General features: G+C 62.1%; 20 protein-coding genes. 8 read left to right on the plus strand and 12 right to left on the minus strand.

What is annotated here, in order from left to right:
- Positions 1–86: 86 nt before the first annotated feature.
- The 3 genes from CEW83_RS06330 to ppsA form a co-directional block, all read right to left on the minus strand.
- A complete protein-coding gene (locus tag CEW83_RS06330; protein ID WP_108948590.1) occupies positions 87–452 on the minus strand; it encodes a hypothetical protein in 366 nt (121 codons plus the stop codon).
- A 12-nt stretch (positions 453–464) separates the two neighbouring features.
- The gene (locus CEW83_RS06335; RefSeq protein ID WP_108948591.1) at positions 465–1,439 is read right to left on the minus strand and encodes a M23 family metallopeptidase; all 975 of its coding nucleotides are present in this window, start codon (positions 1,437–1,439) and stop codon (positions 465–467) included.
- A 231-nt stretch (positions 1,440–1,670) separates the two neighbouring features.
- On the minus strand, positions 1,671–4,037 hold the full coding sequence (gene ppsA / locus CEW83_RS06340) for a phosphoenolpyruvate synthase (protein WP_108948592.1): 2,367 nt from the start codon (positions 4,035–4,037) through the stop codon (positions 1,671–1,673).
- Positions 4,038–4,157: 120 nt separating this feature from the next.
- Here ppsA and ppsR point away from each other — a divergent pair, with 120 nt between their 5' ends.
- From ppsR to msrB, 3 genes are all read left to right on the plus strand, one after another.
- On the plus strand, positions 4,158–4,991 hold the full coding sequence (ppsR, locus tag CEW83_RS06345) for a pyruvate, water dikinase regulatory protein (protein ID WP_108948593.1): 834 nt from the start codon (positions 4,158–4,160) through the stop codon (positions 4,989–4,991).
- A 72-nt stretch (positions 4,992–5,063) separates the two neighbouring features.
- Positions 5,064–6,233 (plus strand): DUF2863 family protein, encoded by a 1,170-nt coding sequence (locus tag CEW83_RS06350; RefSeq protein WP_108948594.1) that lies wholly within the window; start codon positions 5,064–5,066, stop codon positions 6,231–6,233.
- 24 nt (positions 6,234–6,257) lie between these two features.
- Positions 6,258–6,668, plus strand: a complete 411-nt coding sequence (gene msrB / locus CEW83_RS06355) for a peptide-methionine (R)-S-oxide reductase MsrB (RefSeq protein ID WP_108948595.1) — start codon at positions 6,258–6,260, stop codon at positions 6,666–6,668.
- Positions 6,669–6,692: 24 nt separating this feature from the next.
- On the opposite strand, the gene CEW83_RS06360 is transcribed toward msrB, so the two are convergent.
- Together CEW83_RS06360 and CEW83_RS06365 are read right to left on the minus strand one after the other, a co-directional pair.
- A complete protein-coding gene (locus CEW83_RS06360; RefSeq protein ID WP_108948596.1) occupies positions 6,693–7,607 on the minus strand; it encodes an alpha/beta fold hydrolase in 915 nt (304 codons plus the stop codon).
- 125 nt (positions 7,608–7,732) lie between these two features.
- Positions 7,733–8,809 carry a PQQ-dependent sugar dehydrogenase gene (locus CEW83_RS06365; RefSeq protein WP_234419062.1) on the minus strand — a complete coding sequence of 359 codons (1,077 nt, stop codon included), beginning with the start codon at positions 8,807–8,809 and terminating at the stop codon, positions 7,733–7,735.
- 230 nt (positions 8,810–9,039) lie between these two features.
- On the opposite strand from CEW83_RS06365, the gene CEW83_RS06370 reads away from it, so the two are divergent.
- Entirely contained in the window at positions 9,040–9,903 is an 864-nt protein-coding gene (locus CEW83_RS06370; protein WP_108948598.1) for an IclR family transcriptional regulator, read from the plus strand.
- Between the two features lie 33 nt (positions 9,904–9,936).
- Here the strand turns inward: CEW83_RS06370 and maiA are convergent, their stop codons facing one another.
- From maiA to CEW83_RS06405, 7 genes are all read right to left on the minus strand, one after another.
- Positions 9,937–10,581: a maleylacetoacetate isomerase gene (gene maiA / locus CEW83_RS06375; protein ID WP_108951238.1), complete on the minus strand. Its 645-nt coding sequence runs from the start codon at positions 10,579–10,581 to the stop codon at positions 9,937–9,939.
- A gap of 132 nt (positions 10,582–10,713) precedes the next feature.
- Positions 10,714–11,745 carry a TRAP transporter substrate-binding protein gene (locus CEW83_RS06380; protein WP_108951239.1) on the minus strand — a complete coding sequence of 344 codons (1,032 nt, stop codon included), beginning with the start codon at positions 11,743–11,745 and terminating at the stop codon, positions 10,714–10,716.
- Between the two features lie 76 nt (positions 11,746–11,821).
- The gene (locus tag CEW83_RS06385; RefSeq protein ID WP_108948599.1) at positions 11,822–12,835 is read right to left on the minus strand and encodes a fumarylacetoacetate hydrolase family protein; all 1,014 of its coding nucleotides are present in this window, start codon (positions 12,833–12,835) and stop codon (positions 11,822–11,824) included.
- Complete coding sequence (locus CEW83_RS06390; RefSeq protein WP_108948600.1) at positions 12,832–13,374, minus strand: VOC family protein; 543 nt, start codon at positions 13,372–13,374, stop codon at positions 12,832–12,834. Before CEW83_RS06390 ends, CEW83_RS06385 begins: the two co-directional genes overlap by 4 nt.
- A gap of 27 nt (positions 13,375–13,401) precedes the next feature.
- Positions 13,402–13,626, minus strand: coding sequence for a DUF2783 domain-containing protein (locus tag CEW83_RS06395; protein WP_108948601.1), 225 nt, complete (start codon positions 13,624–13,626; stop codon positions 13,402–13,404).
- Positions 13,627–13,637: 11 nt separating this feature from the next.
- Positions 13,638–15,305, minus strand: a complete 1,668-nt coding sequence (locus CEW83_RS06400; RefSeq protein ID WP_108948602.1) for an FAD-dependent oxidoreductase — start codon at positions 15,303–15,305, stop codon at positions 13,638–13,640.
- A 124-nt stretch (positions 15,306–15,429) separates the two neighbouring features.
- Positions 15,430–16,392 (minus strand): MBL fold metallo-hydrolase, encoded by a 963-nt coding sequence (locus CEW83_RS06405; RefSeq protein ID WP_108948603.1) that lies wholly within the window; start codon positions 16,390–16,392, stop codon positions 15,430–15,432.
- Positions 16,393–16,590: 198 nt separating this feature from the next.
- On the opposite strand from CEW83_RS06405, the gene CEW83_RS06410 reads away from it, so the two are divergent.
- The 4 genes from CEW83_RS06410 to casB all read left to right on the plus strand — a co-directional run bounded on the left by CEW83_RS06410 (position 16,591) and on the right by casB (position 22,505).
- Positions 16,591–17,592, plus strand: a complete 1,002-nt coding sequence (locus tag CEW83_RS06410; RefSeq protein WP_108948604.1) for a helix-turn-helix transcriptional regulator — start codon at positions 16,591–16,593, stop codon at positions 17,590–17,592.
- A 104-nt stretch (positions 17,593–17,696) separates the two neighbouring features.
- Positions 17,697–20,306 carry a CRISPR-associated helicase/endonuclease Cas3 gene (locus CEW83_RS06415; RefSeq protein ID WP_108948605.1) on the plus strand — a complete coding sequence of 870 codons (2,610 nt, stop codon included), beginning with the start codon at positions 17,697–17,699 and terminating at the stop codon, positions 20,304–20,306.
- Between the two features lie 23 nt (positions 20,307–20,329).
- Positions 20,330–21,940 carry a type I-E CRISPR-associated protein Cse1/CasA gene (gene casA, locus CEW83_RS06420; RefSeq protein ID WP_108948606.1) on the plus strand — a complete coding sequence of 537 codons (1,611 nt, stop codon included), beginning with the start codon at positions 20,330–20,332 and terminating at the stop codon, positions 21,938–21,940.
- Positions 21,927–22,505, plus strand: coding sequence for a type I-E CRISPR-associated protein Cse2/CasB (gene casB, locus CEW83_RS06425; RefSeq protein ID WP_108948607.1), 579 nt, complete (start codon positions 21,927–21,929; stop codon positions 22,503–22,505). Before casA ends, casB begins: the two co-directional genes overlap by 14 nt.
- The last annotated feature ends 19 nt before the right edge of the window (positions 22,506–22,524 follow it).

A 22,524-nucleotide genomic window follows, 5' to 3' on the forward strand; every position in this document is an offset into this window, starting at 1 on the left:
GGACCAGGTTTCAGGCCGGGCATCGCGCAACCCCGACATCGCGTCTGTCGCCGCAGCGCATGCACTCGGCTAAGGCCGTGATCCGCTCAGCGCGGCTTGGGGCTTGCCGTTCGCGACTTGAGAAAGGCCAGTTCGGCCTGGCGCTTCTTCAGCGCCTCGTTGAGCTCAGCCAGCTGGCGCTCGAGCTCGGCCCGGGTCGCGCGCTCCATCTCAAGCGCAAGACGCCCCACACTGAGCTCCTCGGCAAGGCGCTGATTGTCCTGCTCCAGCGCCTGCACCTTGACCCCATGCGCCAGATCCGTGTCGAGATACCACACCAGGCAGATCAGAAAAGTCAGCAAGGCACCGCCAAGCGCGGCCCCAATCACCAGCTTGCGCTGATGCGCGGCAATACGGTCGCTGACAACGTCCTCTCCCAGGCGACGCGGGCGAAAACCGGCGAATCGGTTCACAGTGGCACTGCGTCAGGAGTTGTCGAGGTAACGCAGGGGATTGACGAAGGCCCCGTTGCGGAGCACTTCGAAGTGCAGGTGCGCGCCGGTCGAGCGGCCGGTCGAACCCACCGCTGCGATCCGCTGCGACGGCGTCACCACGTCGCCCACCTTCACGAACAGACGCGAGCAGTGTGCATAGCGGCTCACGAGCCCGTTACCGTGATCGATCTCGACCAGATAGCCGTACTCGCGGTGATAGCCGGAAAAAACGACCCGACCGCCTGCACTGGCATGAATCGGGGTGCCCGCACGCGCCTGAAAATCGAGACCGGAGTGAAACGCGCTGCGCCCGTTGAACGGATCGACCCGGGTGCCAAATGACGAGTTGCGACGCCCGTTAGGCACCGGATTACGGCTCGGAAAGGCCATCTGCGCAAGGTCGAGCTCGGTGGCTGCACGATCGACCTCGAACAGCACGGCGCCCAGACGCTCGAGTTCGTATTCGAGATCAGTCAGGCCCGCGCCCTGATCGTCGAATGCCGCCAGCGCGGCATCCGCATGACCCGTACTGCCAAGCAGCGAGATCAGCGGTCCACCACTTGCTCCGACCGCTTTCCTGGCCGCTTCGGACTGCGTGGCAGCCGTCTTTCCGGCTTCTGCCGCCGGCGGCACTGCCTGTGTGCCTGCAGCGCTCGCAGCACCGGTGTCCTTGCCCTTCAGGACGCCCACCCGCTTGGCGAGTGTCAGCGCCTCGGATTCGAGCCGTGCAAGTTTTCCGGAGATCTCGCCCAGCCGATCGACCAGAAAACGGCCTTCGGGATGGTCCACACTCAGCGGAGAGGCCGGGGCATCGACCTCGGCGCGCCCCACACCAACGCCAAGCGCGAAAGCACCACCGGCCACTGCAAGCAGGGTTCCTGATGCAATCAGGATCAGGGCGCGCGAACTCAGCGTGCGGACACGCGAGCGGCTGAAGCGTCCCATGGAAAGAATGACCAGTGCCATCCCCTTCCTCCGATAAGTGCCCGCCAGCCTGAACGAATCCCGGCGTGCGGCCTGATAGTGGGGTGTGCCGACCGCAGTAGCGGTTACATCCCCGCACAACTGATTTGGTCAAACACAAAACAGCAGGAGTCTATCACTAAGTTCGGATAAGGAAAGCACTGCAGATTCTGGCAGGCGTAAACGCACAACGGCGGCCTGAGCCGCCGTTGTGCCTTGATGCCGAAGTACGCTTTACTTGGTCGCGTGCGTCGACAGGCTCAGCCAGGTCGAGACCACGGTGTCCGGATTCAGCGAAATGGTCTGAATGCCTTCATCCATGAGCCACTCGGCAAAGTCGGCGTGGTCCGACGGGCCCTGACCGCAGATGCCGACGTACTTGTCGAGACGATTGGCCGACTGGATCGCCATCGACAGCAGCGCCTTCACCGCTTCGTCGCGCTCGTCGAAGGCATGCGCCACCAGACCGGAGTCGCGGTCCAGGCCCAGGGTGAGCTGGGTCAGGTCGTTGGAGCCGATCGAGAAGCCGTCGAAGAACTCAAGGAACTTGTCGGCCAGCAACGCGTTGGACGGGATCTCGCACATCATGATGAGCTTGAGATCGTTCACGCCACGCTTCAGACCATGCTCGGCGAGCAGATCCACCACGCCCGAAGCCTCTTCGAGGTTGCGCACGAACGGAATCATGATCTGGACGTTGGTCAGACCCAGCTCGTTGCGTACCTTGCGCATTGCGGCGCATTCCATCTCGAAGCAGTCACGGAAGGAGTGCGCGATGTAGCGCGACGCGCCGCGGAAGCCCAGCATCGGGTTTTCTTCTTCCGGCTCGTAGATGTCGCCACCCAGCAGCTTGCGGTACTCATTCGACTTGAAGTCGGACATGCGCACGATTACGGGCTTCGGATAGAAAGCCGCAGCAATCGTGGCCACACCTTCGACCAGCTTCTCGATGAAGAACTGCTTGGGCGTGGCGTAGCCGCGTGAACGGCGATTGATCTCGTCGCGCAGACTGGCAGGCACCTGGCCGAGTTCGAGAATGGCCTTCGGGTGAATGCCGATCATGTTGTTGATGACGAACTCGAGACGGGCCAGACCGACACCGCCGTTGGGGATCTGCGCGAACTCGAAGGCGAGCTCGGGGTTGCCCACGTTCATCATGATCTTCACCGGGATCTCGGGCAGATTGCCCATGTCGGTGGTGATGACCTCGAATTCGAGCTTGCCACGGTACACGTAGCCGGTATCGCCTTCGGCGCAGGATACGGTCACCGAGTCGCCTTCGGACAGGATGTCGGTGGCGTTGCCACAACCCACGATGGCCGGAATGCCGAGCTCACGCGCGATGATCGCAGCGTGGCAGGTACGGCCGCCACGGTTGGTGACGATGGCGCTGGCGCGCTTCATCACCGGCTCCCAGTTGGGATCGGTCATGTCCGTCACCAGGATGTCGCCAGCCTGGACGCGGTTCATTTCGGACGCATCCTTGACCACGCGCACGGTGCCGGCGCCGATCTTCTGTCCGATGGCCCGGCCATGGGTCAGTGCCTTGCCGTACTGCTTGAGGCGGTACTTTTCCATAACGTGGCCGGAGGACTGGCTCTTCACCGTCTCGGGGCGTGCCTGGAGGATGTACAGCTTGCCGTCGACGCCGTCCTTGCCCCACTCGATATCCATCGGGCGGCCATAGTGCTTCTCGATGACCACTGCGTAGCGCGCGAGTTCGAGCACGTCTTCGTCGGTCAGCGAGAAGCGGTTGCGATCGGCCTCGGGCACATCGATCGTGCGCACCGACTTGCCGGCTTCCTTCTTGTCCGCGAACACCATCTGGATGAGCTTGGAACCGAGGTTGCGGCGAACCACAGCCGGACGGCCCAGTGCCAGCATGGGCTTGTGCACGTAGAATTCGTCAGGGTTCACCGCACCCTGGACGACAGTCTCGCCCAGGCCGTAGGATGACGTGATGAAAACCACGTCCTTGAAGCCGGATTCGGTATCGATGGTGAACATGACGCCGGAAGCACCGGTATCCGAACGCACCATGCGCTGCACGCCAGCCGACAGCGCAACGTCGGCGTGTGCAAAATCCTTATGAACGCGATAGGCGATCGCGCGGTCGTTGTACAGGGAAGCAAACACTTCCTTCATGGCGTGCAGGATGTTCTCGTAGCCATGAATGTTGAGGAAGGTTTCCTGCTGACCGGCAAAGGATGCGTCGGGCAGGTCTTCCGCGGTCGCCGAAGAGCGAACGGCAAAGCTGCCCTCGCCTTCAGAGGTAATCTTCTCGTACGCCGCCTTGATCTCGGATTCGAGCTGAGCCGGGAACGGGGTATCGACGATCCACTGACGAATCTCGGCACCGACCTTGACCAGCGCATCGACGTCGTCGACGTTGAGGGCATCAAGTGCGGCATTGATCCGGTCAGCCAACCCGTTGTGAGCAAGGAACTCGCGATAGGCGTCGGCGGTGGTGGCAAAACCACCCGGAACGCGAACGCTCGAAGGCAGCTGGCTGATCATCTCGCCGAGCGAGGCGTTCTTTCCGCCGACCTTGTCGACATCGGTCATGCGAAGTTCTACGAAGGGAATGACGTAACGGCTCATGAGTGGCTTCCGGATTCCATGAAGTGACAGCAAAATGCGATTTTACAGAAAAATTGTGCTCTGCCGCACGGCAGGGTATGCCCTAATCACAATTTGACACATCAGAAAGAGCCATCGCACATGAGCAACCTTCCGAACCGGACAGTTTTTTTCATCTCCGACGGCACCGGCATCACCGCGGAAACACTGGGACACAGCCTGCTGGCACAGTTCCCGGAAGCCCGTTTCCGCCAGGTCCGGATCCCATTTGTCGATGATCTCGACAAAGCGATTGAATGTGCAAGCCAAATTCGAGACGCGTTTGTTACCGACGGCACGCGGCCAATCGTGTTCAGCACCCTGGTCAATCCAAAGACGGTCGAAGCCCTGCACAAGGCCGACGCCCTGTTTCTGGAGCTCTTCGACCGCTTCATCGGCCCGCTCGAGTCGGAACTCGGGCAGCGCTCGACCCATGCCGTCGGCCGCTTTCACGGCATTGCCGACAGCAACGACTACAAGAACCGCATCGAGGCGATCAACTTCGCGATGGCCCACGACGACGGCGTCTCGTCCGACGGCGAACTGGCCGAAGCCGATGTCATCCTGGTTGGTGTCTCCCGCTCGGGAAAAACACCCACCAGCCTCTACCTCGCCATGCAGTTCGGCGTGAAGGCCGCCAATTATCCGCTTATTCCGGAAGATTTCGAGCGCAACAAGCTCCCCGGCGAACTCCATCGCTACCGCAGCAAGCTGTTCGGGCTCACCATCGCACCCGAACGCCTGTCGCAGATCCGCCAGGAACGCCGGCCCAACAGTCGCTATGCGTCGCACGACAACTGCACCTACGAAATTGATGCAGCGCAAAAACTGATGCGCCGCGAGAACATCCGCTGGCTCGACTCCACGACCAAGTCCATCGAGGAAATCTCGGCCACCATCCTGCAGACCGTCCGCCTCAACAAACCGGCATACTGAACCGGCTGCGCTAGAATGGCTCAAAGTGTTCAAGAGCTCATCCGAACACATCATTGCCACACAGGACATGAGATGAAAAGACCGCGCATCAAGCGCCGCGGCGGCATTGGCCGCCTTGCTGAACAACTTGTCTGGCTCTCCACAGGCCTTGCCGAATCCGGCTGCCGGGTCGAGGATCACTACTGGGAAGAGCGGCTGACGAGTGCTATCGACACCATCCTGGGCAACGACGACGAAGATACGCTGAACAGCGCCCTCGACCGCCTGTTCGGGAGCGAAAGCCCGGGCTACGACGAACTTGCTGACCACATCGAGTCGCGCTCCGAGTCGGCTGCAGGCGTCGCCCCGGAGCACGACATCCTGCTCATCGCAGCGCCCATCCTGGCATGGTCGCGGTTCAGCATCCCCGCCACGTCACTGTCCGCGTCGACGCTGGCAAACCTGCGGGTGCACCTGCAGGCGCACGTGCTTGCCTCGGATACGCAACTGGCGATTGCCGACTTCCTCTTCAGTCCCGACCAGCTGCCGCAGGGCTATTGCTCAACGGCCGGCTTTGCAGGGCTGGCCGGGCGTGCCGCCATCAGCGGGCAGGACTTTCACATCGACACGGCCGGCATGCCGGAAACATCGCAGTTTCTGTCCGACACACGTTACCTGCTCGCTGCGGTTGCCGTGCGCAAGGGCGAAGCCCTGTTCCGCTGGCAGGAGCAGGATGGCAGTCGCGAACAGGCGCTCACTCAGTGGCGCAGCCAGGGCGGCGCCTGCCTCGCCCCGCTGATGCCGGGCTGCGTCCTAGAACTCGTGCTGCCCGAAGCCTACTTCAGCGCCTGCCGGGCGGCCGACAAGGCCAGTCGGCCCTACTCCATCCGCGCATCGGTCGCCTTCCTCGGTGCCGCACTCGACGCCCCTGCCCCCAAGCTGCTGGCGGTGATCGCGCCGTTCCGTGACGAAGAGATCGAGGAATACCGCATCGGCTTCACCATGCACGGCCGCGAAGACGTGCTGCATGGCGTCGTATGGCCCCTGCTTGGTGCAGAGGATGAAACCATCGATGTGCCCGCGGAAATCGAAGCCGTGCTGCGCGAATGTGGCGTCGGCGAGGTGCGTTATCTCGACCACCGTTTCCCGCTGGAATACTGCGAGGACTGTGGCGCCCCGATGTACCCCTCGCCTGAAGGCGAGATCATGCACGCCGAGATGCCTGAAGAGCAGACCGAACATGTGCCGCGCCACCTGCACTGAGCCGGGCGCGCACAGGAGACAGACATGAGTCGAATAATCGAGAAATCCGACGCCGCCTGGCGCGAACTGCTGACGTCCATCCAGTACCACGTCGCGCGCGAGAAAGGCACGGAACGCGCCTTCACCGGGGAATACTGGAACACCTGGGACAAGGGCGAGTATCACTGCGTGTGCTGCGACGCACCGCTCTTCGCATCCGAGCACAAGTTCGATGCCGGCTGCGGCTGGCCCAGCTTCTGGACCGCAGCCGAAGCGGAAAACGTCGAGTCTGCAGAGGACAACAGCCATTTCATGCGCAGGACCGAGGTCCTGTGCCATCAGTGCGGCGCCCACCTCGGGCATGTCTTCGAGGACGGCCCACAGCCGACCGGCCTGCGCTACTGCATCAATTCGGCATCGATCCGCTTCATCCCCGAGGAAAGATCGGGAGACTGAGCGGCCAGACCCTGCCTCGGACCCTCAGGCCTGAAGCAGGAATTCGCGCACGACCGAAATCTGCGCCGGGTCCATCAGCATCGGCGCATGGCCGATGCCTTCAAATTCAACGATTCTTGCCTTGGGGCCGCGAACTGCCATGGCCTCGAGGGTTTCGTGTTCCAGCAGATCCGACTCGGCCCCGCGCAGGGCCAGCGTCGGGCAGCGGACCCGCTCGTAGGTGTCCCACATGTCGATGTCCATCACGATCGGAATCTGGCGGAAAGCCTCGCCGATGCCCGGGTCATAGACCATCGCAAACCCATCGGCGACCGGTCTCACGGTGTATTGAGTCAGGTGGCGCCACTGCGCATCCGTCAGCGGGCCGAATGGGGCGCTGACCTCACGCACGTAGGCCTCGGCGGCCTCCATCGACGGAAAGACCGGTGCGGTGCCCACATAGGGTCCGATCCGGCGCAGGGACACCGCGGTGATCACCGGGCCCACATCATTGAGCACGAGCCGGCTGATCGGCGAATGCGGCTGAGCGGCGATCAGCATGCCGATGATGCCCCCCATCGAGGTTCCCACCCAATGCACCTTCTCGACATTGAGCCGGGCGATGAGCGTGATCATGTCAGCGACATAGAGCGGAAAGCCGTAGTCCGACTTGACCCCGAGCCAGTCACTGCGACCGCGCCCGACGACATCCGGGCAGATCACCCGGTACTCGTCCGAGAGCGCGATCGCGAGATCATCGAAGTCGCGCCCGTTTCGCGTCAGGCCGTGCGCACAGATCACGACCCGCGGGTTGTCGCGGTCGCCCCACTCGGTGTAAGCCATGCGATGCAGGCCATGCGGACCGATGCATTGAACCGAGCCTTCACGCAGCCCGCGGTAGGGCCGAACCGGCGCGGGAGGCGCCTTGAACAGATTGCGCAGGTTGTCGAGCAGGCTCATTGCGTGGGCACCGGTAATCAGAATGGTTCGAGTCTAGCACCATCCGTGCCAGTCCACGATTCATCCAGCGGGCACCATGAAGCCCTCCGGATTCAAGCCATGGCCGAGCGCGCAGCACGCATCGATCAGCCGGGATCTAGCCTCAGCACCGAGCCCTCGGTTTCCTCCAGCAGCCACAACTTGCCGTCCGGCCCCTGACGAACATCGCGGATACGACGTCCGACGTCCTCCAGCAGCCGTTCGGCCTCGCGCACCTTGCCGCCCTCCTCGCTCAGTCGCGCCAGCAGGCGGAACTTGAGCGCCCCCACGAACAGGCTGCCCTGCCATCCCGGATAGACATTGCCGGTGTAGAAGCTCATGCCCGATGGCGCAATCGAGGGCGTCCACTGGTGGCGGGGCGGCTCGACATCGGCCCGCTCCGTGCCCTCGCCGATGCGCGTGCCGATGACATACTCCCGGCCATAGGTAATCACCGGCCAGCCGTAGTTGCGCCCGGGCAGAATCTCGTTGATCTCGTCGCCCCCCTGCGGTCCGTGCTCGTGCGCCCAGAGCGTGCCGGTCAGCGGATGCAGCGCGGCCCCCTGAACGTTGCGATGGCCATAGGACCAGATCTCCGGCAGCGCCCCCGCCTTGCCGACGAAGGGATTGTCCGGCGGCACCGAACCATCGGGCCGGATGCGCACGATCTTCCCCATGTGACTGTCCAGATCCTGCGCACGGTCACGGAAACTGTAGCGGTCGCCCAGCGTGACGAAGAGATTGCCGTCGCGCCCGAAAACAAGTCGCGAACCCCAGTGGTGACCGCCCGACGGGGACTCGTTCTGCGCAAAGATGATCTTCACTTCGCTCAGCTTCAGCGCATCGCTGTCCAGCACTGCGCGCGCCACGGCGGTGCGTGCCCCGTCCCGCGTGGGCTGCGCAAAGGAGAAGAAGATCGTGCGGTCCGTTGCAAACGCCGGACTGAGCACAACATCAAGCAGGCCGCCCTGTCCGCGCGAGTGCACATCGGGCACGCCCGCGATCGGCGCAGACACCGTGCCTTGTGGCGACACGATGCGCATGCGCCCCGGGCGCTCGGTCACCAGCATGCGGCCATCCGGCAGAAAGGTCAGAGACCAGGGCGTCTCAAGCCCGCTTGCCACTACCGTGACCCGTACCGGGCTCGCTGCCTGAGTCATGCCGACCACCAGCAACAGCACCATCGACAGCAGCCCGCTTCTCAGCCACCCGCCCACGCCGGACACACATCGTTCTCCAGCCATCTTCAACCTCCCGATTCGGGCGTTCGCCCATGGCTTCACCTAGGTCTGAGGCATCAGCCCGCGGAAATCGTTCGCAGCCCGCACACGCCCCCTCACACGTCATGTCAAACCCTACAAACGACGATCAACTGCTTTGAAAATGCTACCATTTGCGCCATGCAGGAGAGCAAATGCTGACAAACGACAAACCCGGCCCGAGCACACAGGAACCTCAACACGGCGGCACCGAAGGCCGGTCGACGGAGCGCGTCGACCGTCGCGGCATCCAGTCGATCGAGGTCGGCGGCACCTTGCTGCAGGCGCTGGTGCGAAACGGCACCCCGATGATGCTCAAGGACCTTGCCCGCGAGGCCGGCATGCCGCCGGCAAAGGCTCACCCCTACCTGGTGAGCTTCGGCAAGCTCGGACTCATCGAGCAGGACCCCGTCACCGGCCGCTACGGCCTGGGGCCGTTCTCCCTGCAGATGGGCCTGACCGCACTGCACGCGCTAGACCCGCTCAAGGCGGCGATGCCCGAGATCGCCAAGCTGGCCGATGACATCCAGCTCAACGTGGCGATCGCGGTATGGGGTAACCGTGGCCCCACCATCATCCGCATCGAAGAGTGCCACCGCCCGATCCATATCAACATGCGTCCGGGCACCGTGATGACGCCGCTGATGCTCACGGCCACCGGCCGCGTCTTTGCCGCCTTTCTGCCCGATCGCATCACCCGCCCGCTGGTGAACGAAGAACTGTCGCAACTTGCTGCGGGCGAACAGCCGGCGCTAAAGATGTCAAAGCGTCATATCGACGAGATCCTGAGCGATGTGCGCAGACATGGCATCGCACGCGCCCTCGGCCACCCGATCCCGGGCATCAACGCCTTCTGCGCCCCGGTGTTCGACAACAGCGGAGCACTTTCGCTGGCCATTACCGCGATGGGTCCCGCAGGCGCCTTCGACACCGACTGGAACGGCACCACCGCCACCAAGGTGCGTGCCTGCGCGCGCGAGATTTCCGGCCGCCTGGGCAATATCTCGGGCGCGGGCTGAACACGACGGGGCAATCACGCCCCCGGGAGCACCTCACTCGGCGTCGGGCTGATTTCCCGGTGCCGCGAGACGGAAGGCTTCGAGGTCTTCGCAGCGCTCGGCAATGCGGCTGATCACCGGCAGCGCGTCCATCCGGCAATTGAAGCGACGCGCATTGAACACCTGCGGCACCAGACAGCAGTCAGCCAGCGTGGGCGTGTCCCCATGACAGAACGCACCGGTACGCTCGTCGACCGCCAGCATTGCTTCGACCGCGGCAAGCCCCAGTTCCACCCAGTGCCGATACCACGCGCTCTTCTGCTCGTCACTCGCGCCCAGGTCGCGCCCAAGGTACTGCAGCACGCGCAGGTTGTTGAGCGGATGAATGTCGCAGGCAATGGTCTGCGCAATCGCGCGGATACGGGCGCGGTCGACCGGCGTCCCGGGCAGCAGCGCCGGCTCGGGGTGGGTTTCATCTAGGTACTCGATGATTGCCATCGACTGGGTCATCACCCGGCCCCCTTCCACGAGCGCGGGCACCAGGGCTGCGGGATTGACCGCCAGATAGTCTTCCTGCCGGTGCTCGCCGCCGGTACGGGTCAGGTGGACGGGTATCGACTCGTAGTCCAGCCCCTTGAGATTGAGGGCAATACGCACGCGATAGGCCGCCGAACTGCGGAAATAGGTATAGAGCTTCATGGTGTCTCCCGTGTTGACCAGGCAACGCGCCACCCCGAGCATACGCAGCAAGACCCGGCCTGTTCAAGACCGGGCCCTGTGCTGCGGGCGGTTACGCCCGCGCAGCACAGGGCGACCGATGCCCGGCCCGGATCAGCGCTTGTGCTTCTCGATCAGCCTCTTCGCGCTGTCGAGCATGGCCTGCCCGGGGTAACCCTTGCCGTTCATCTCCTCGACCCACTCTGCCGCCAGCTTGTCGCCTTCCTTGCGCCACGACGCCAGCTCCGACGCCGGAATGGTATTGAACACGTTACCGTGATCAACCGCCTGTTGACGCGCAGCCGGCGCGGACTCATCCCACACGCGACCGATCTGGGCCGAGAAATCGGCACCGGCGTTATTGTCGATCACCTTCTTCAGGTCCGCCGGCAGGCTGTCGTACTTTGCCTTGTTCATGGCGATGACAAACACCGCCGTGTACAGGGCCGGTTCGGCAGGATCGGTTTCGGTGTGATACTTCGTGAGTTCCTGCAGTTTCATCGTGGGAATCACCTCCCACGGCAGGACGTAGCCGTCGATCACGCCCTTGGACATCGACTCGGTAACCGCGGGCAGCGGCATCGCGACGGGTGCGGCACCGAAAGCGGCCAGCATCTTGTTGGTAAGCCGGGTGGGCGCGCGCATCTTCAGACCGTTGAAGTCGGCCATCGTGCTGATCTGCCTGTTGCCATGCACGTAGCCGTTGTCATGCACGTGAAAGGCCAGCGGCTTGACGCGCGCAAAATCCTTCTTGCCGTAGGTCTCGACGTATTCCCACAGCGCACGGCTGGTCGACTCGGCCGAACGCGACATGAAGGGGAGCTCGAACGCCTCGACCGACGGGAACCGCCCCGCGGTATATCCGGGCAGCGTCCACACGATGTCGGCCACGCCATCGGTCGCCTGCTGGATCAGCTGCGGCGGCGTGCCGCCAAGCTGCATCGAGGGATAGATCTGACATTTGAGCCGGTTCGCAGACTCCTTGGCGATCTTCTCGCACCAGGGCAGCAACACCTTCTGCTGCGACAGGGCCGCCGACGGCCAGAAGTGCGCCACCTTGAGCGTGATCTCCTGCGCACCGGCCAGCGTGGCGCCCAGCGCAAGTGCAGCGCCAAGCGCTGCATTCACGAAATGTCGGGTCTTCATGCGTGTCTCCATCCTGTTTTTATAAGCCTGGGTCGTACGCCGGCCCCGTCGGCGGGCGGATGCTGCTGACGAGCGCTCAACCGGCCGGCGTCGCGACGGTGTTCTCGATGGCACCGAAGATGCTGCGCCCGTCGCCATCGAACATCTCGATGCGAACCCTGTCACCGGCGCGCATGAAGGGCGTCACCGCCTTGCCCTGCTCGATGGTTTCGTAAGTCCGCACCTCTGCCAGGCAGCAATATCCCACGCCGCCATTCTCGACCGACGAGCCCCAGAGGTTGCCCTGCTTGTTGGACACCGTGCCCGAGCCGACGATGGTGCCGGCCTCCAGCTGACGTGTCTTGGCGGCATGCGCCACCAGCTGCGCGAGGCTGAATGTCATGTCGACGCCCGCGTTCGGATGACCGAAGCGTTTCTCGTTGAGGTCGACCACCAGCGGCAGATGCACCTTGGCATCGCGCCACGCCACACCGAGCTCGTCCGGCGTGACCGCCACCGGGCTGAAGGCGCTGGCCGGCTTGCTCTGGAAGAAGCCGAAGCCCTTCGCCAGCTCGTTCGGAATCAGGTTGCGCAACGATACGTCATTGACCAGCATCACCAGCCGGATGGCCTTTTCCGCCACCTCAGGGCTCGCGCCCATCGGCACGTCGCCGGTCACCACGGTCACTTCAGCCTCGAAGTCGATGCCCCAGCTTTCATCTGCCACCACCTTGTCGCGCGGGCCGATGAAACTGTCCGAGCCGCCCTGATACATCAGCGGGTCGGTGTAGAAGGACGCCGGCACCTCGGAGTTGCGCGCCTTGCGCACCAGTTCGACGTGATTGATGTAAGCCGATCCGTCAGCCCACTGATAGGCGCGCGGCAGCGGCGAATGGCAGTGCACCGGGTCGAAGGGGATCGCGTGACGCGCATGGCCGGCGTTGAGCATGTCGTAGACGAGCTCAAGCTCGGCCACCACGTTATCCCAGTCATCGAGCGCCGCCTGCAGGGTTCTGGCGATACCGCCCACGGTCTGGCAGATGCTCAGGTCGCGGCTGACAACGACGAGCGTGCCGTCACGGCCGCCATGCTTGAGGGTAGCGAGTTTCAATTGAACATCTCCTTGTGACGGCCGTCATGCATCCATGCGGCGTGCTTGGGCGCCTTCTTGGTCTTTGCCCATTCTTCGAGCATGTCCCACTTTACCTTGTCGAGCGCTTCGAGCATCTTCGGGCTGCCGGTGTTGCACGCCAGCTCGAGCCGATGACCGTTCGGATCGAAGAAATAGATCGACTGGAACAGGGCATGATCGGTGGGGCCGATGACCTCGATCCCCGCCGCTTCGAGCCGCGCCTTGGCCGCCATCAGCACCTCCATCGACTCGACTTCCATCGCCAGATGCTGGGTCCATGCGGGGGTGTTCTCGTCGCGTCCCATCGGCGCCCGGGTGGGCAGCTCGAAAAAGGCCAGCACGTTGTCCATGCCCGCATCCATGAAGATGTGCATGTAGGGGTCGGCCTCGCCGGTGGAGGGCACGGCGTCCTCAGCAATCGACAGCACCAGCTTCATGTCGAGGTGCTTCTCGTACCAGCGTGCGGTTTCGAGTGCGTCCTTGCAGCGGTAAGCGACGTGGTGAATCTTCTTGATCATGATGAATGTCTCCTGCTTGCGTGTGGCTCAGACGCCTTCGCGGGCGATCTTCATCGCCTCGCGCAGCACCGATATGTCGCCGATGTGATTCGACAGCAACAGGATCAGGCGGGCATTGACTGCGGCGCTCTGTTCGTCGGTGAGGTCGCGGTGGGTTTCGATCAGCGCTTCGTAGAAGTCGTCGCCAGGTGAAAAGGCACGGAAGTAGCGTTTGCCGGGTTCGTGCAGATTGCTTTGTGTATTCAGGGCCATGGTCTGCTCCTTCAGGCGTTGCAGCTTGCTTTGGCGACGGCTGCGCGCACTTTCGCCACATCGAGGGCGCGCCAGCGCGCGGCCACGTGTTGATCGGGACGGGCCAGAATGCTCGCACCGGGGCTGAGGTCGTAACGTTCGCGGATACGCCCCTTGGTGTCGATCAGGGTTTTCAGCCCTGCCGGTGCCGTACCGCGTTCGGCCACCACAAGGGCCTCGACCGCAATCGGCGCATCGGCCAGTGCAGCAAGCGCCTGCGCCGTTGCAGCATCCAGCGCGGACGCATCCGGCACGTAATGCAGCAGCTTGAAGCCGTTACCGAGCACCCCGAGCAACCAGCGCTCGCCGCCTGCGGTCTCGATCGGTGCGTCGTCCATCGGCGCGCCCGGCACCATGTCACCGGCAAACTCGTCACTGTCCGGGGTATTCAGCCGCGATTCCGAATAGAAACTCGGCACCGACAGACGGCCCGAATTGACCAGCGCACGCGCAAACGGATAGTGCTCGGCCAGGCCCAGCACCGCGTTGCGGAAGGTCTTGCTGACGGCGCTCTTGGGGGTGATGAAGTCGGTCGAGCGTGTCGAATTCATCAGGTTCTCGTCGGCGGCAAACACGCGCTCGTCGCTGTAGGTGTCGAGCAGTTCGGGCGGCGCCTTGCCATCCATCACCAGCTTGAGCTTCCACGCCAGGTTGTCCGCATCCTGAATGCCGGAGTTGGCGCCACGCGCGCCGAAGGGCGACACCTGGTGCGCCGCATCGCCGACGAAGAGCACGCGCCCGTGGTTGAAGCTGTTCATGCGCCGGCACTGGAAGGTATACACGCTGACCCATTCCAGTTCGAACTCGCGCTCGTCGCCAAGCATTGCCTTGATGCGCGGGATGACGTTCTCGGGCTTCTTCTCTTCTTCCGGGTCGGCCTGCCAGCCGAGCTGGAAGTCGATGCGCCACACGTTGTCTGCCTGGCGGTGCAGCAGCACCGACTGGTTGGGGTGAAACGGCGGATCGAACCAGAACCAGCGCTCGGCGGGATACTCGGCCTTCATCACCACGTCCGCGATCAGGAAGCGGTCCATGAAGATCTTGCCGTCAATGTCCAGCCCCATCATCGTGCGGATCGGGCTGCGTGCGCCATCAGCCACCACCAGCCAGTCGGTACTCAGGGTGTAGGCGCCATCGGGCGTTTCCACCCGCAGCGAGGCCTTGCCCTCGTCCTGCGTCAGCGCAATCACGGTGTTCTTGAAGCGCATCTCGAGATTGGGCAACTGCTGCGCGCGCTTGACCAGGTAATCCTCGAGGTAATACTGCTGCAGGTTGATCATGCCCGGACGGTGGTGGTCCGGCTGCGGGCAAAGGTTGAAGCTGAACACTTCCTCTTCGCGGAAGAAGGTGCGCCCCACGTTCCACGACACCCCCTTCTGCACCATCTCTTCGCCGCAACCGAGGCGGTCGAGCACTTCGAGCGCGCGCTTGGCGTAGCACACCCCGCGCGAGCCGAAAGACACGGTGTCGTCGTTATCCAGCAACAGCACGTCGCAGCCCTGCTGCGCGAGGTCGATGGCGGTCGTCAGTCCAACCGGACCGGCGCCGACCACAACAACCGGATAGTGCCCGTCGCGCCCCTCGCTGATTTCGGGCGGACGTCGATAGTCGAATTTCGGGTATGAGAACGTGCTTGGCACGGCTGTCTCCTCCAGGTCTGTCAATGAGACGCGGCGCCGCCCATCTGCGGGGCGTGTCGCCGGATGCGGTCAATACTCTGTTGTAGTACGAGCTTGCGGGCGCAGCTCACGCCCGGAAAAAACATCACTCCTGCAGCGCGTGCCACATCTGCTGGTCGCGCTCGGCGGTCCAGATACGTGGATCGCGAATGCCGCTGGCTTCGTCATGCGCGCGGGTCACATCGAAGGGCAGGCAATGTTCGTAGATGAAGACCTGACCGAACTTCGGATCCATGTTGGCCCGTGCGTGCGCCATCGTGCCCTTCAGGTCCAGCCCCTTCGCCACCGCTTCCTGCGCGCTGCGATACAGCGTCGAGACGAAATCGCGGGTGTAGGCCAGGCCTTCCTGCACACGCTGCGGACTGAGCAGCGCGGGGCCACGGCCCGGCACCAGCTTGTCGAAGTTCATCGCAGCGAGGTTGTCCAGCGTCTGCGGCCAGTCAGCCAGGTAGGCGTCGCCGGTGTAACAGGCGGCATCGGCCTCGACCAGGTCACCGGAGAAGCAGATGTTCTGCGACGGCAGATAGACAATGGTGTCGCCCTTGGTGTGACCTCGACCAACCTGCTTGATCTTCACCTCGAGCTTGCCCATCCAAAGCGTCATTTCGCCCTGGAAGGTCATCGTCGGCCAGGTCAGGCCGGGCACGCTCTCGACCGCGTTGAACAGGCGCGGAAAACGCCCGATCTCCGAATCCATGTCCTGCTGGCCACGCTCTACGATCAGGTCGTAGGTGTCCTGGCTGGCAATGATCTGCTCCAGCCCTTCGTTCTTGTAGCCCGAGGCCCCAAGCACACGTACCGCGTGGTAGTGGGTGAGCACCACGTACTTGATCGGCTTGTCGGTGAGTTCGCGCACCTTGGCGATCACCTCCTGAGCCATCACCGGAGTCGCGGTCGCGTCGATGATCATCACCGAATCGTCACCGATGATGATGCCGGTGTTCGGATCACCCTCGGCCGTATAGGCGTAGGCATTCTCGGACAGCTTGTCGAAACTGACCTGCTTCACTTCGAGGTCGGCCTGTGAAGCAAAAACCTTGGTGTTCATTGTTGTCGTCTCCTGATTGGGTGGATGGGTGCATCGTAGTTGATGATTTGTTAATGGTCAATACGTTCGCCAATAGCAAATTTCACGACACACACCCAACAGCGTCCGACGCCCACTGCGCGCACGCGGCCGATCATTCCAAATTGGTAGTGCAACCCATCTTGGTTATGATTCCGTGATCCCATCGAGAGAACCACCGTGAGCCAGACCGACCGTATCGTGAGCATTCGACGCCTGTTCTCGGAACGGCGCCTGGTATCCCGGGCCATGCTGCTCGAAACGCTGGAGGTGTCGCTCGCCACCCTCAAGCGCGACCTCGCCTTCCTGCGCAATAACATGAACACCCCCATCGTGTTCGACCACGAGCACGACGCCTACCGGATCGACCCCACCCAGACCACCGGCGCTCAGTTCGAGCTCCCCGGCATGTGGTTCAGCGACAAGGAGATCCACGCGCTGCTCACCATGCAGCACCTGCTCGCCAACCTCGACCCCGGCGGCCTGCTCGCCCCCCACGTTGCCCCGCTCATCGAACGCCTCAACAAACTGCTCGGCGCCGCAGACAACCCCGCCGACGAAATCCGCCGCCGCGTGCTCATCGTCGGCATCGGCAAGCGCAGCATGAAGCTCGCCCACTTCGAGAACATCGGCGCTGCCCTGCTCCGCCGCAAGCGGTTGCGCATCCGCTACTACGCCCGCGGCAAGGACGAAGAGAACGAACGCGAGATCTCCCCGCAGCGCCTCGTCCATTACCGCGAGAACTGGTACCTCGACGCCTGGTGTCACCTGCGCGGCGCCCTGCGCAATTTCGCTGTGGACAGCATTCGCAGCGTCATCCTGCTCGACCGTGCGGCAGACGACATCCCCAGCAAGACCCTCGACACCGTGCTCGGCCCCGGCTACGGCATCTTCGCCGGCGACCAGCTGCAATGGGCGCGACTGCGCTTCAGCGCGGAACGCTCAAGGTGGGTCGCGAGCGAACACTGGCACCCAGACCAGCGCGGCACATTTGAAGCGGACGGACGCTACGTACTGGAAGTGCCGTACGCCGATCACCGGGAGCTGATGATGGATGTGCTCAAGCACGGGCGGCACTGCGAGGTGCTGGGGCCGGAGGGGCTGCGTCGTGCGATCACCGATGAGGTAATGAAAATGACCGAGAATTTTTCACCAACTCTGTCAGACAAGCTCATTCAATGAGCCTTTCGCCACGAATAATCAACTTCAATTCGACACTACTTCGATCTACAAGCAGACCTCCCGCACCCGTCCTTTGACCCCAGGAATGAGTCACTAACTCGGACATGAAAAAAATACCTTTGGCATTCGGAAAGCTCGAGCGGGACGAGGACGGTGAAATTGCCAGCATTCACCCCTTACTCGACCACATGATCGACGTGGCCGCGTGCTTCACCGCGCTATGCCGTTGCCGCGGCATAGCGCGTGCCATGAAAGCCGCCGCTGGCCGCGAGTTAACAAGCCAGGACATTAGCCGTCTGGCTGCACTTGTCTTTCTTCACGACATCGGCAAGGCAAACAGTGGATTCCAGGCCAAGCGCTGGCGGAACAAAAATGACATCCCGGCGGAATGGCCTGTCCACATCCATGCTGGTCATGGGAGTGAGGTTTTCGCTCTGTTTGACGAACCATCAGCGAAGGAAGCAATCGCGCCGCTACTTGAACAGATCTGCACTTGGGGTGATGCCTCGGATTCACTGCTGATCGCAAGCATCAGCCACCATGGACGCCCAATCCAGGAGTCGCCCACCCGTGGAACTGCCATATGGCGATCAGTTCCAGGCAAGTACTCTCCTGCAACAGTTCTCACTGAGATTGCGACAAGTGCCCCACAACTGTTCCCCGACGCATTTGTGCCGGGCGGACAGGCTCTACCGGACATTCCCTGCTTCGGCCATTTCTTTGCGGGCCTCGTGCAGTTGGCTGACTGGCTTGGATCGGACAAACGGTTCTTCCCATTCAGTCAGACAGGCGAGGTGCGGGCACGTACAGCATTCGACAGAGCCGCAGGAGCAATTACCACGGTGGGGCTCGATACCGAAAACTGGCGCAACACGCTGACATCGAATCCAATCAGTTTCACCGACATCTTTCATGTGCCAAGCCCCCGTCCCATTCAGGCGGCAATGAGCGATCCAGCGCTCGGCTCGCTCGTCATACTCGAATCCGAAACCGGAAGCGGCAAGACCGAAGCAGCCCTTTGGCGCTACATCCATCTGTTTCGCACTGGATTAGTCGACGGCCTCTACTTCGCCCTCCCCACACGTGTCGCAGCCAGCCAAATCTACAAACGCGTCACCGACACGCTCCAGAACGTATGGCCGGAGGACACCCCCTTGGCCGTTCGAGCCCTGCCCGGCTACATCGCCGCCGACGGCCAGACTGCAATACCGCTGCCAGACTTCAAAGTTCAATGGGCCGACGATCCCGACGATCAGAAGGCCCCCAGTCGCTGGGCAGCCGAATCCGCCAAGCGATTTCTTTCGGCTCCCGTAGCAGTCGGCACCATCGATCAGGCGCTTATGGGCGCTTTACAGGTACGCCACGCCCATCTGCGCTACGCCACTCTCGCGCGCAGCCTGCTCGTCGTAGACGAAGTCCACGCTTCGGATGCGTATATGACCGTTTTACTGGAGCGCCTTCTCAAGACACACTTGGGCAATGGCGGTCACGCGTTGCTTCTGTCCGCCACACTGGGCTCGAGTGCCCGCAATCGCTATCTGGGCTTGACGCGCAAAGCCGGTCAGAAACCGTCTGGCGAAGAATCCTTTGAAGCAGCATGTGCGGCGCCCTATCCTGCCATTTCCGATCACCGGGCAATTGGCAAAACAACACAGACCGGTCATTCAAAAGCTGTCGCTTGGACACTTCATGACATCATCGACTCGCCTGAGCTAATTGCACAAGCTGCGATCAGTGCGGCCAGCCAAGGCGCAAAGGTGTTGATCATCCGCAACACAGTCCCTGCGGCGGTCGCCACTTTAGCGGCACTGGAGCGCGGCGTTCCCGATCGAGGCTGGATCTTCAGTCTCAACGGCATACCGACTCTCCATCACAGCCGGTTCAGCCGCCAGGACCGCCCCGCGCTCGATGCCGCCATCGAAGCTCAGTTAGGCAAGACTCGACCTGCCGGTCCCCTCATCGTTGTCGGCACGCAAACGCTGGAACAGAGTCTCGACATCGACGCCGACTTGTTGATCACCGATCTTTGTCCGATGGATGTGCTTCTCCAGCGCACCGGGCGCCTGCATCGCCACACACGCCCATCCGATGAGCGCCCCGAACCTTACCGCGCAGCCCAAGCCTGCGTCCTGACCCCGGCGGCACACGACCTCACGCCCATGCTGACCCGCTCTCAGCATGGATTGGGCCGCTTTCACAACGGAGGCGGCATCTATGACGACCTGCGCATTCTTGAAGCAACCCGCGCCCTGATCTCCGATCGCCCCCAAGTATCCATCCCCGATGACAATCGTTACCTTGTCGAAGCGGCAATGCACCCCGATCGTCTGCGTGCAATTGAGGCACAGCACGGCGGGTCATGGCAGAAAGTCGGCCAGCAGATCGAGGGTGACACCAGCGCCGAGCGAGCAGTCGGACATCTGCATGCATTGAATGTCGATCAGACCTTTGGCGAAACGGCCTTTCCTACCGATGTGCGACTCGCCACGCGACTCGGCGCTCAAGACCGCGTTGTTCGCTTCAATCTCGACCAAAGTCCCTTCGGGTTGCCCTTCGGCGAACTACCGATACGCCACCACCTGCTTCCCAAGGACCTTTCACCCGATGCCGAACCGACGGACATCAACATTGCTGAAAACTGCATCACCTTTCGACTGGGTTTGACCCAGTTCTGCTACAGCCGCCTGGGGCTTGAACGCCTCAGCGCGGACTGAATATCTTCTGCAGGAGATCGACCGTGACACTGCTGTTCAATCTGCTTGATGAGCCACTGATACGCACCCGACTGGTCGCTGGAGGCCAGTGTCGTGCATTCAGCCTGCCCGGCCTATTCGCAGCGCTGGTTCGCGACGAGGTGAGGGACTTTCCCGCCCTGCGACCACATCAACGTCATCCATGGCATGCGTTTCTGGTTCAACTTGCGGCCATTGCGCTGCATCACGCCAGAACGGAAGAGCCACTCGAGACCGATGAGGGCTGGAGGACGGCGTTGCTTTCGCTCACGCCAGAACACCCGGACGGTGCAGCGTGGTACATGGTCGCGCCGCATGATCGGCCGGCATTTATGCAGGCACCGGTTCCAGGTGGACGCCTTGACGGGTGGTCAGATGACCGACCGACACCCGACAGTCTTGACGTTCTTGTGACATCCAAGAATCACGACCTCAAGCAAGCGCGTATTCACAAGGCTCACACGGATGACTGGATCTATGCGCTAGTAAGCCTTCAAACCCAAGCGCCCTACCCCGGCGCCGGCAACTCCGGTGTAGTAAGAATGAATGGAGGATCATCGAGTCGCCCAGGACTTGGGATGGAAGCAACTTCCGGAAATTGGGGCTCTCGTTGGAGGCGGGATGTTCAGATCGCGCTTGCCGAGCGCCAGAAGATCGTAAGCCTTGGTTATAGAGACACTGACGGCCTTGCTCTCATCTGGGTTCATCCGTGGGACGGAAAAGTCAGCTTGGCCTTTTCCAGTCTTGATCCGCTGTTTATAGAGATCTGCCGTCGGGTACGTTTGATCTTTAGAGATGATCAACTCTGTGCTATGCGAACCACATCTAAGGGGCCACGAATTTCAAAGGATGAATCCAAGGCTCGCAAAGGCATTACTGGTGACCTGTGGACTCCGATACACATCGCGGAAGCAAAATCAGTAGGAATAACAGGTAGCGGGTTCAACTATCGACGCATGGTCGATCTGGCCTTCGGTACTGAGTACCAGAAACCACCGGCGCAGCAAGTCCAAAGCGCTGATCGAGGGGAATATCAACTTATCGCCCGCGCAATCGCGGGCGGGCAAAGCACGACAGATGGCTACCACGAACGGCGTATTCCCATTTCGAACACAACCCGAAGATTGCTACTCCAGATGCAGGCATCCGGGCGACCGAATCGTTTGGCCGACGTAGCAAAAGACCGGGTCAGCGGTATTTCGGCGGTTCGCAATGCTCTTAAGGACGCACTGGTAGTTTTGTTCAGTGGTGGAAAGGGGCTGGGAAAACCCGGATCAACACCTGAAGGTACAAACAACAAAGCTCTCGCCTTTACACAAGCTTTCGAACAAGCAGAGGATGCTCGCTTTTTTGACGATCTAAACGAAGAGATCGAGTCAGACCAACCCAATGAAGTGCATCTTCATTGGCTTCTATCCACGGCAGAGCGCGCTGAAGCCGTCCTAACGGGCGCTTTTTCCGCCGGCCCGCAAAACTGTGAGCAGCGCTACCGCGCCAGATCCGCAGCTCTGTCCCGCTTTCACGGCGGTCTGAGAAACAGCAAGACACTTCCGGTGCTCGCCGAGCATTTCCGCCAACAAGCCCTCAACAAGGAACTGAGTCATGACCTTGGATAAAGTGGATTCACGAGAAAAGCCTCCATCCGATCGCCCACCACGACAGGAAAGCCCCATCTCCCGGCTGGCAAGGCTCATTGGCCGATCGGCTCGGTTCGAGAATGACACCCACGGATTGGACAACGGGGAACGCGCCGCCTTGGCAAGACTGGACCCCGACAGCGAACTGCGCCCCCATCAGATCGCAGCCTTGTCACGCGCGCTCGTTTATGCGGAGCTAGCCCCGGAAAATTGGCACCCGGACACCTGGCGACGTTGGGCTCTGATCGCGCACGGGATGGCACTTGCCGGGCATGACGGCAACCGAAGTCTGGGTCTGCAACTCAGCGAATCCGACGTATCGGAATCCCGTTTCACGAAATTGCTGACCGCGCGTGACGACGCCTTCAGGCAACTCCTTCCACGCCTCCTGCGACTGCTCGCCAACAAGGAGAAATCGCCCAATTGGCATGAACTGGGCGGTTTGATTCTCACCGAAGGCCGCAACGAGGAAGAGGCCGAAGCGATCCGCTTGTGCATCGCAGGCCGCTACTTCGCGGCCGAAGCGAAGAAACCCAAACACTGATCAGAACTTGGAGAACCAC

The sequence above is a fragment of the Parazoarcus communis genome, from assembly GCF_003111645.1.
Taxonomy (GTDB): domain Bacteria; phylum Pseudomonadota; class Gammaproteobacteria; order Burkholderiales; family Rhodocyclaceae; genus Parazoarcus; species Parazoarcus communis_A.

Bases quoted from the DNA above. Each gene is read 5' to 3' on its own strand.
- CEW83_RS06335 (WP_108948591.1), bottom strand. From the start codon at position 1,439: ATGGCACTGGTCATTCTTTCCATGGGACGCTTCAGCCGCTCGCGTGTC.
- ppsA (WP_108948592.1), bottom strand. From the start codon at position 4,037: ATGAGCCGTTACGTCATTCCCTTCGTAGAACTTCGCATGACCGATGTC.
- ppsR (WP_108948593.1), top strand. From the start codon at position 4,158: ATGAGCAACCTTCCGAACCGGACAGTTTTTTTCATCTCCGACGGCACC.
- CEW83_RS06350 (WP_108948594.1), top strand. From the start codon at position 5,064: ATGAAAAGACCGCGCATCAAGCGCCGCGGCGGCATTGGCCGCCTTGCT.
- msrB (WP_108948595.1), top strand. From the start codon at position 6,258: ATGAGTCGAATAATCGAGAAATCCGACGCCGCCTGGCGCGAACTGCTG.
- CEW83_RS06360 (WP_108948596.1), bottom strand. From the start codon at position 7,607: ATGAGCCTGCTCGACAACCTGCGCAATCTGTTCAAGGCGCCTCCCGCG.
- CEW83_RS06365 (WP_234419062.1), bottom strand. From the start codon at position 8,809: ATGGTGCTGTTGCTGGTGGTCGGCATGACTCAGGCAGCGAGCCCGGTA.
- CEW83_RS06370 (WP_108948598.1), top strand. From the start codon at position 9,040: ATGCTGACAAACGACAAACCCGGCCCGAGCACACAGGAACCTCAACAC.
- maiA (WP_108951238.1), bottom strand. From the start codon at position 10,581: ATGAAGCTCTATACCTATTTCCGCAGTTCGGCGGCCTATCGCGTGCGT.
- CEW83_RS06380 (WP_108951239.1), bottom strand. From the start codon at position 11,745: ATGAAGACCCGACATTTCGTGAATGCAGCGCTTGGCGCTGCACTTGCG.
- CEW83_RS06390 (WP_108948600.1), bottom strand. From the start codon at position 13,374: ATGATCAAGAAGATTCACCACGTCGCTTACCGCTGCAAGGACGCACTC.
- CEW83_RS06395 (WP_108948601.1), bottom strand. From the start codon at position 13,626: ATGGCCCTGAATACACAAAGCAATCTGCACGAACCCGGCAAACGCTAC.
- CEW83_RS06405 (WP_108948603.1), bottom strand. From the start codon at position 16,392: ATGAACACCAAGGTTTTTGCTTCACAGGCCGACCTCGAAGTGAAGCAG.
- CEW83_RS06415 (WP_108948605.1), top strand. From the start codon at position 17,697: ATGAAAAAAATACCTTTGGCATTCGGAAAGCTCGAGCGGGACGAGGAC.
- casB (WP_108948607.1), top strand. From the start codon at position 21,927: ATGACCTTGGATAAAGTGGATTCACGAGAAAAGCCTCCATCCGATCGC.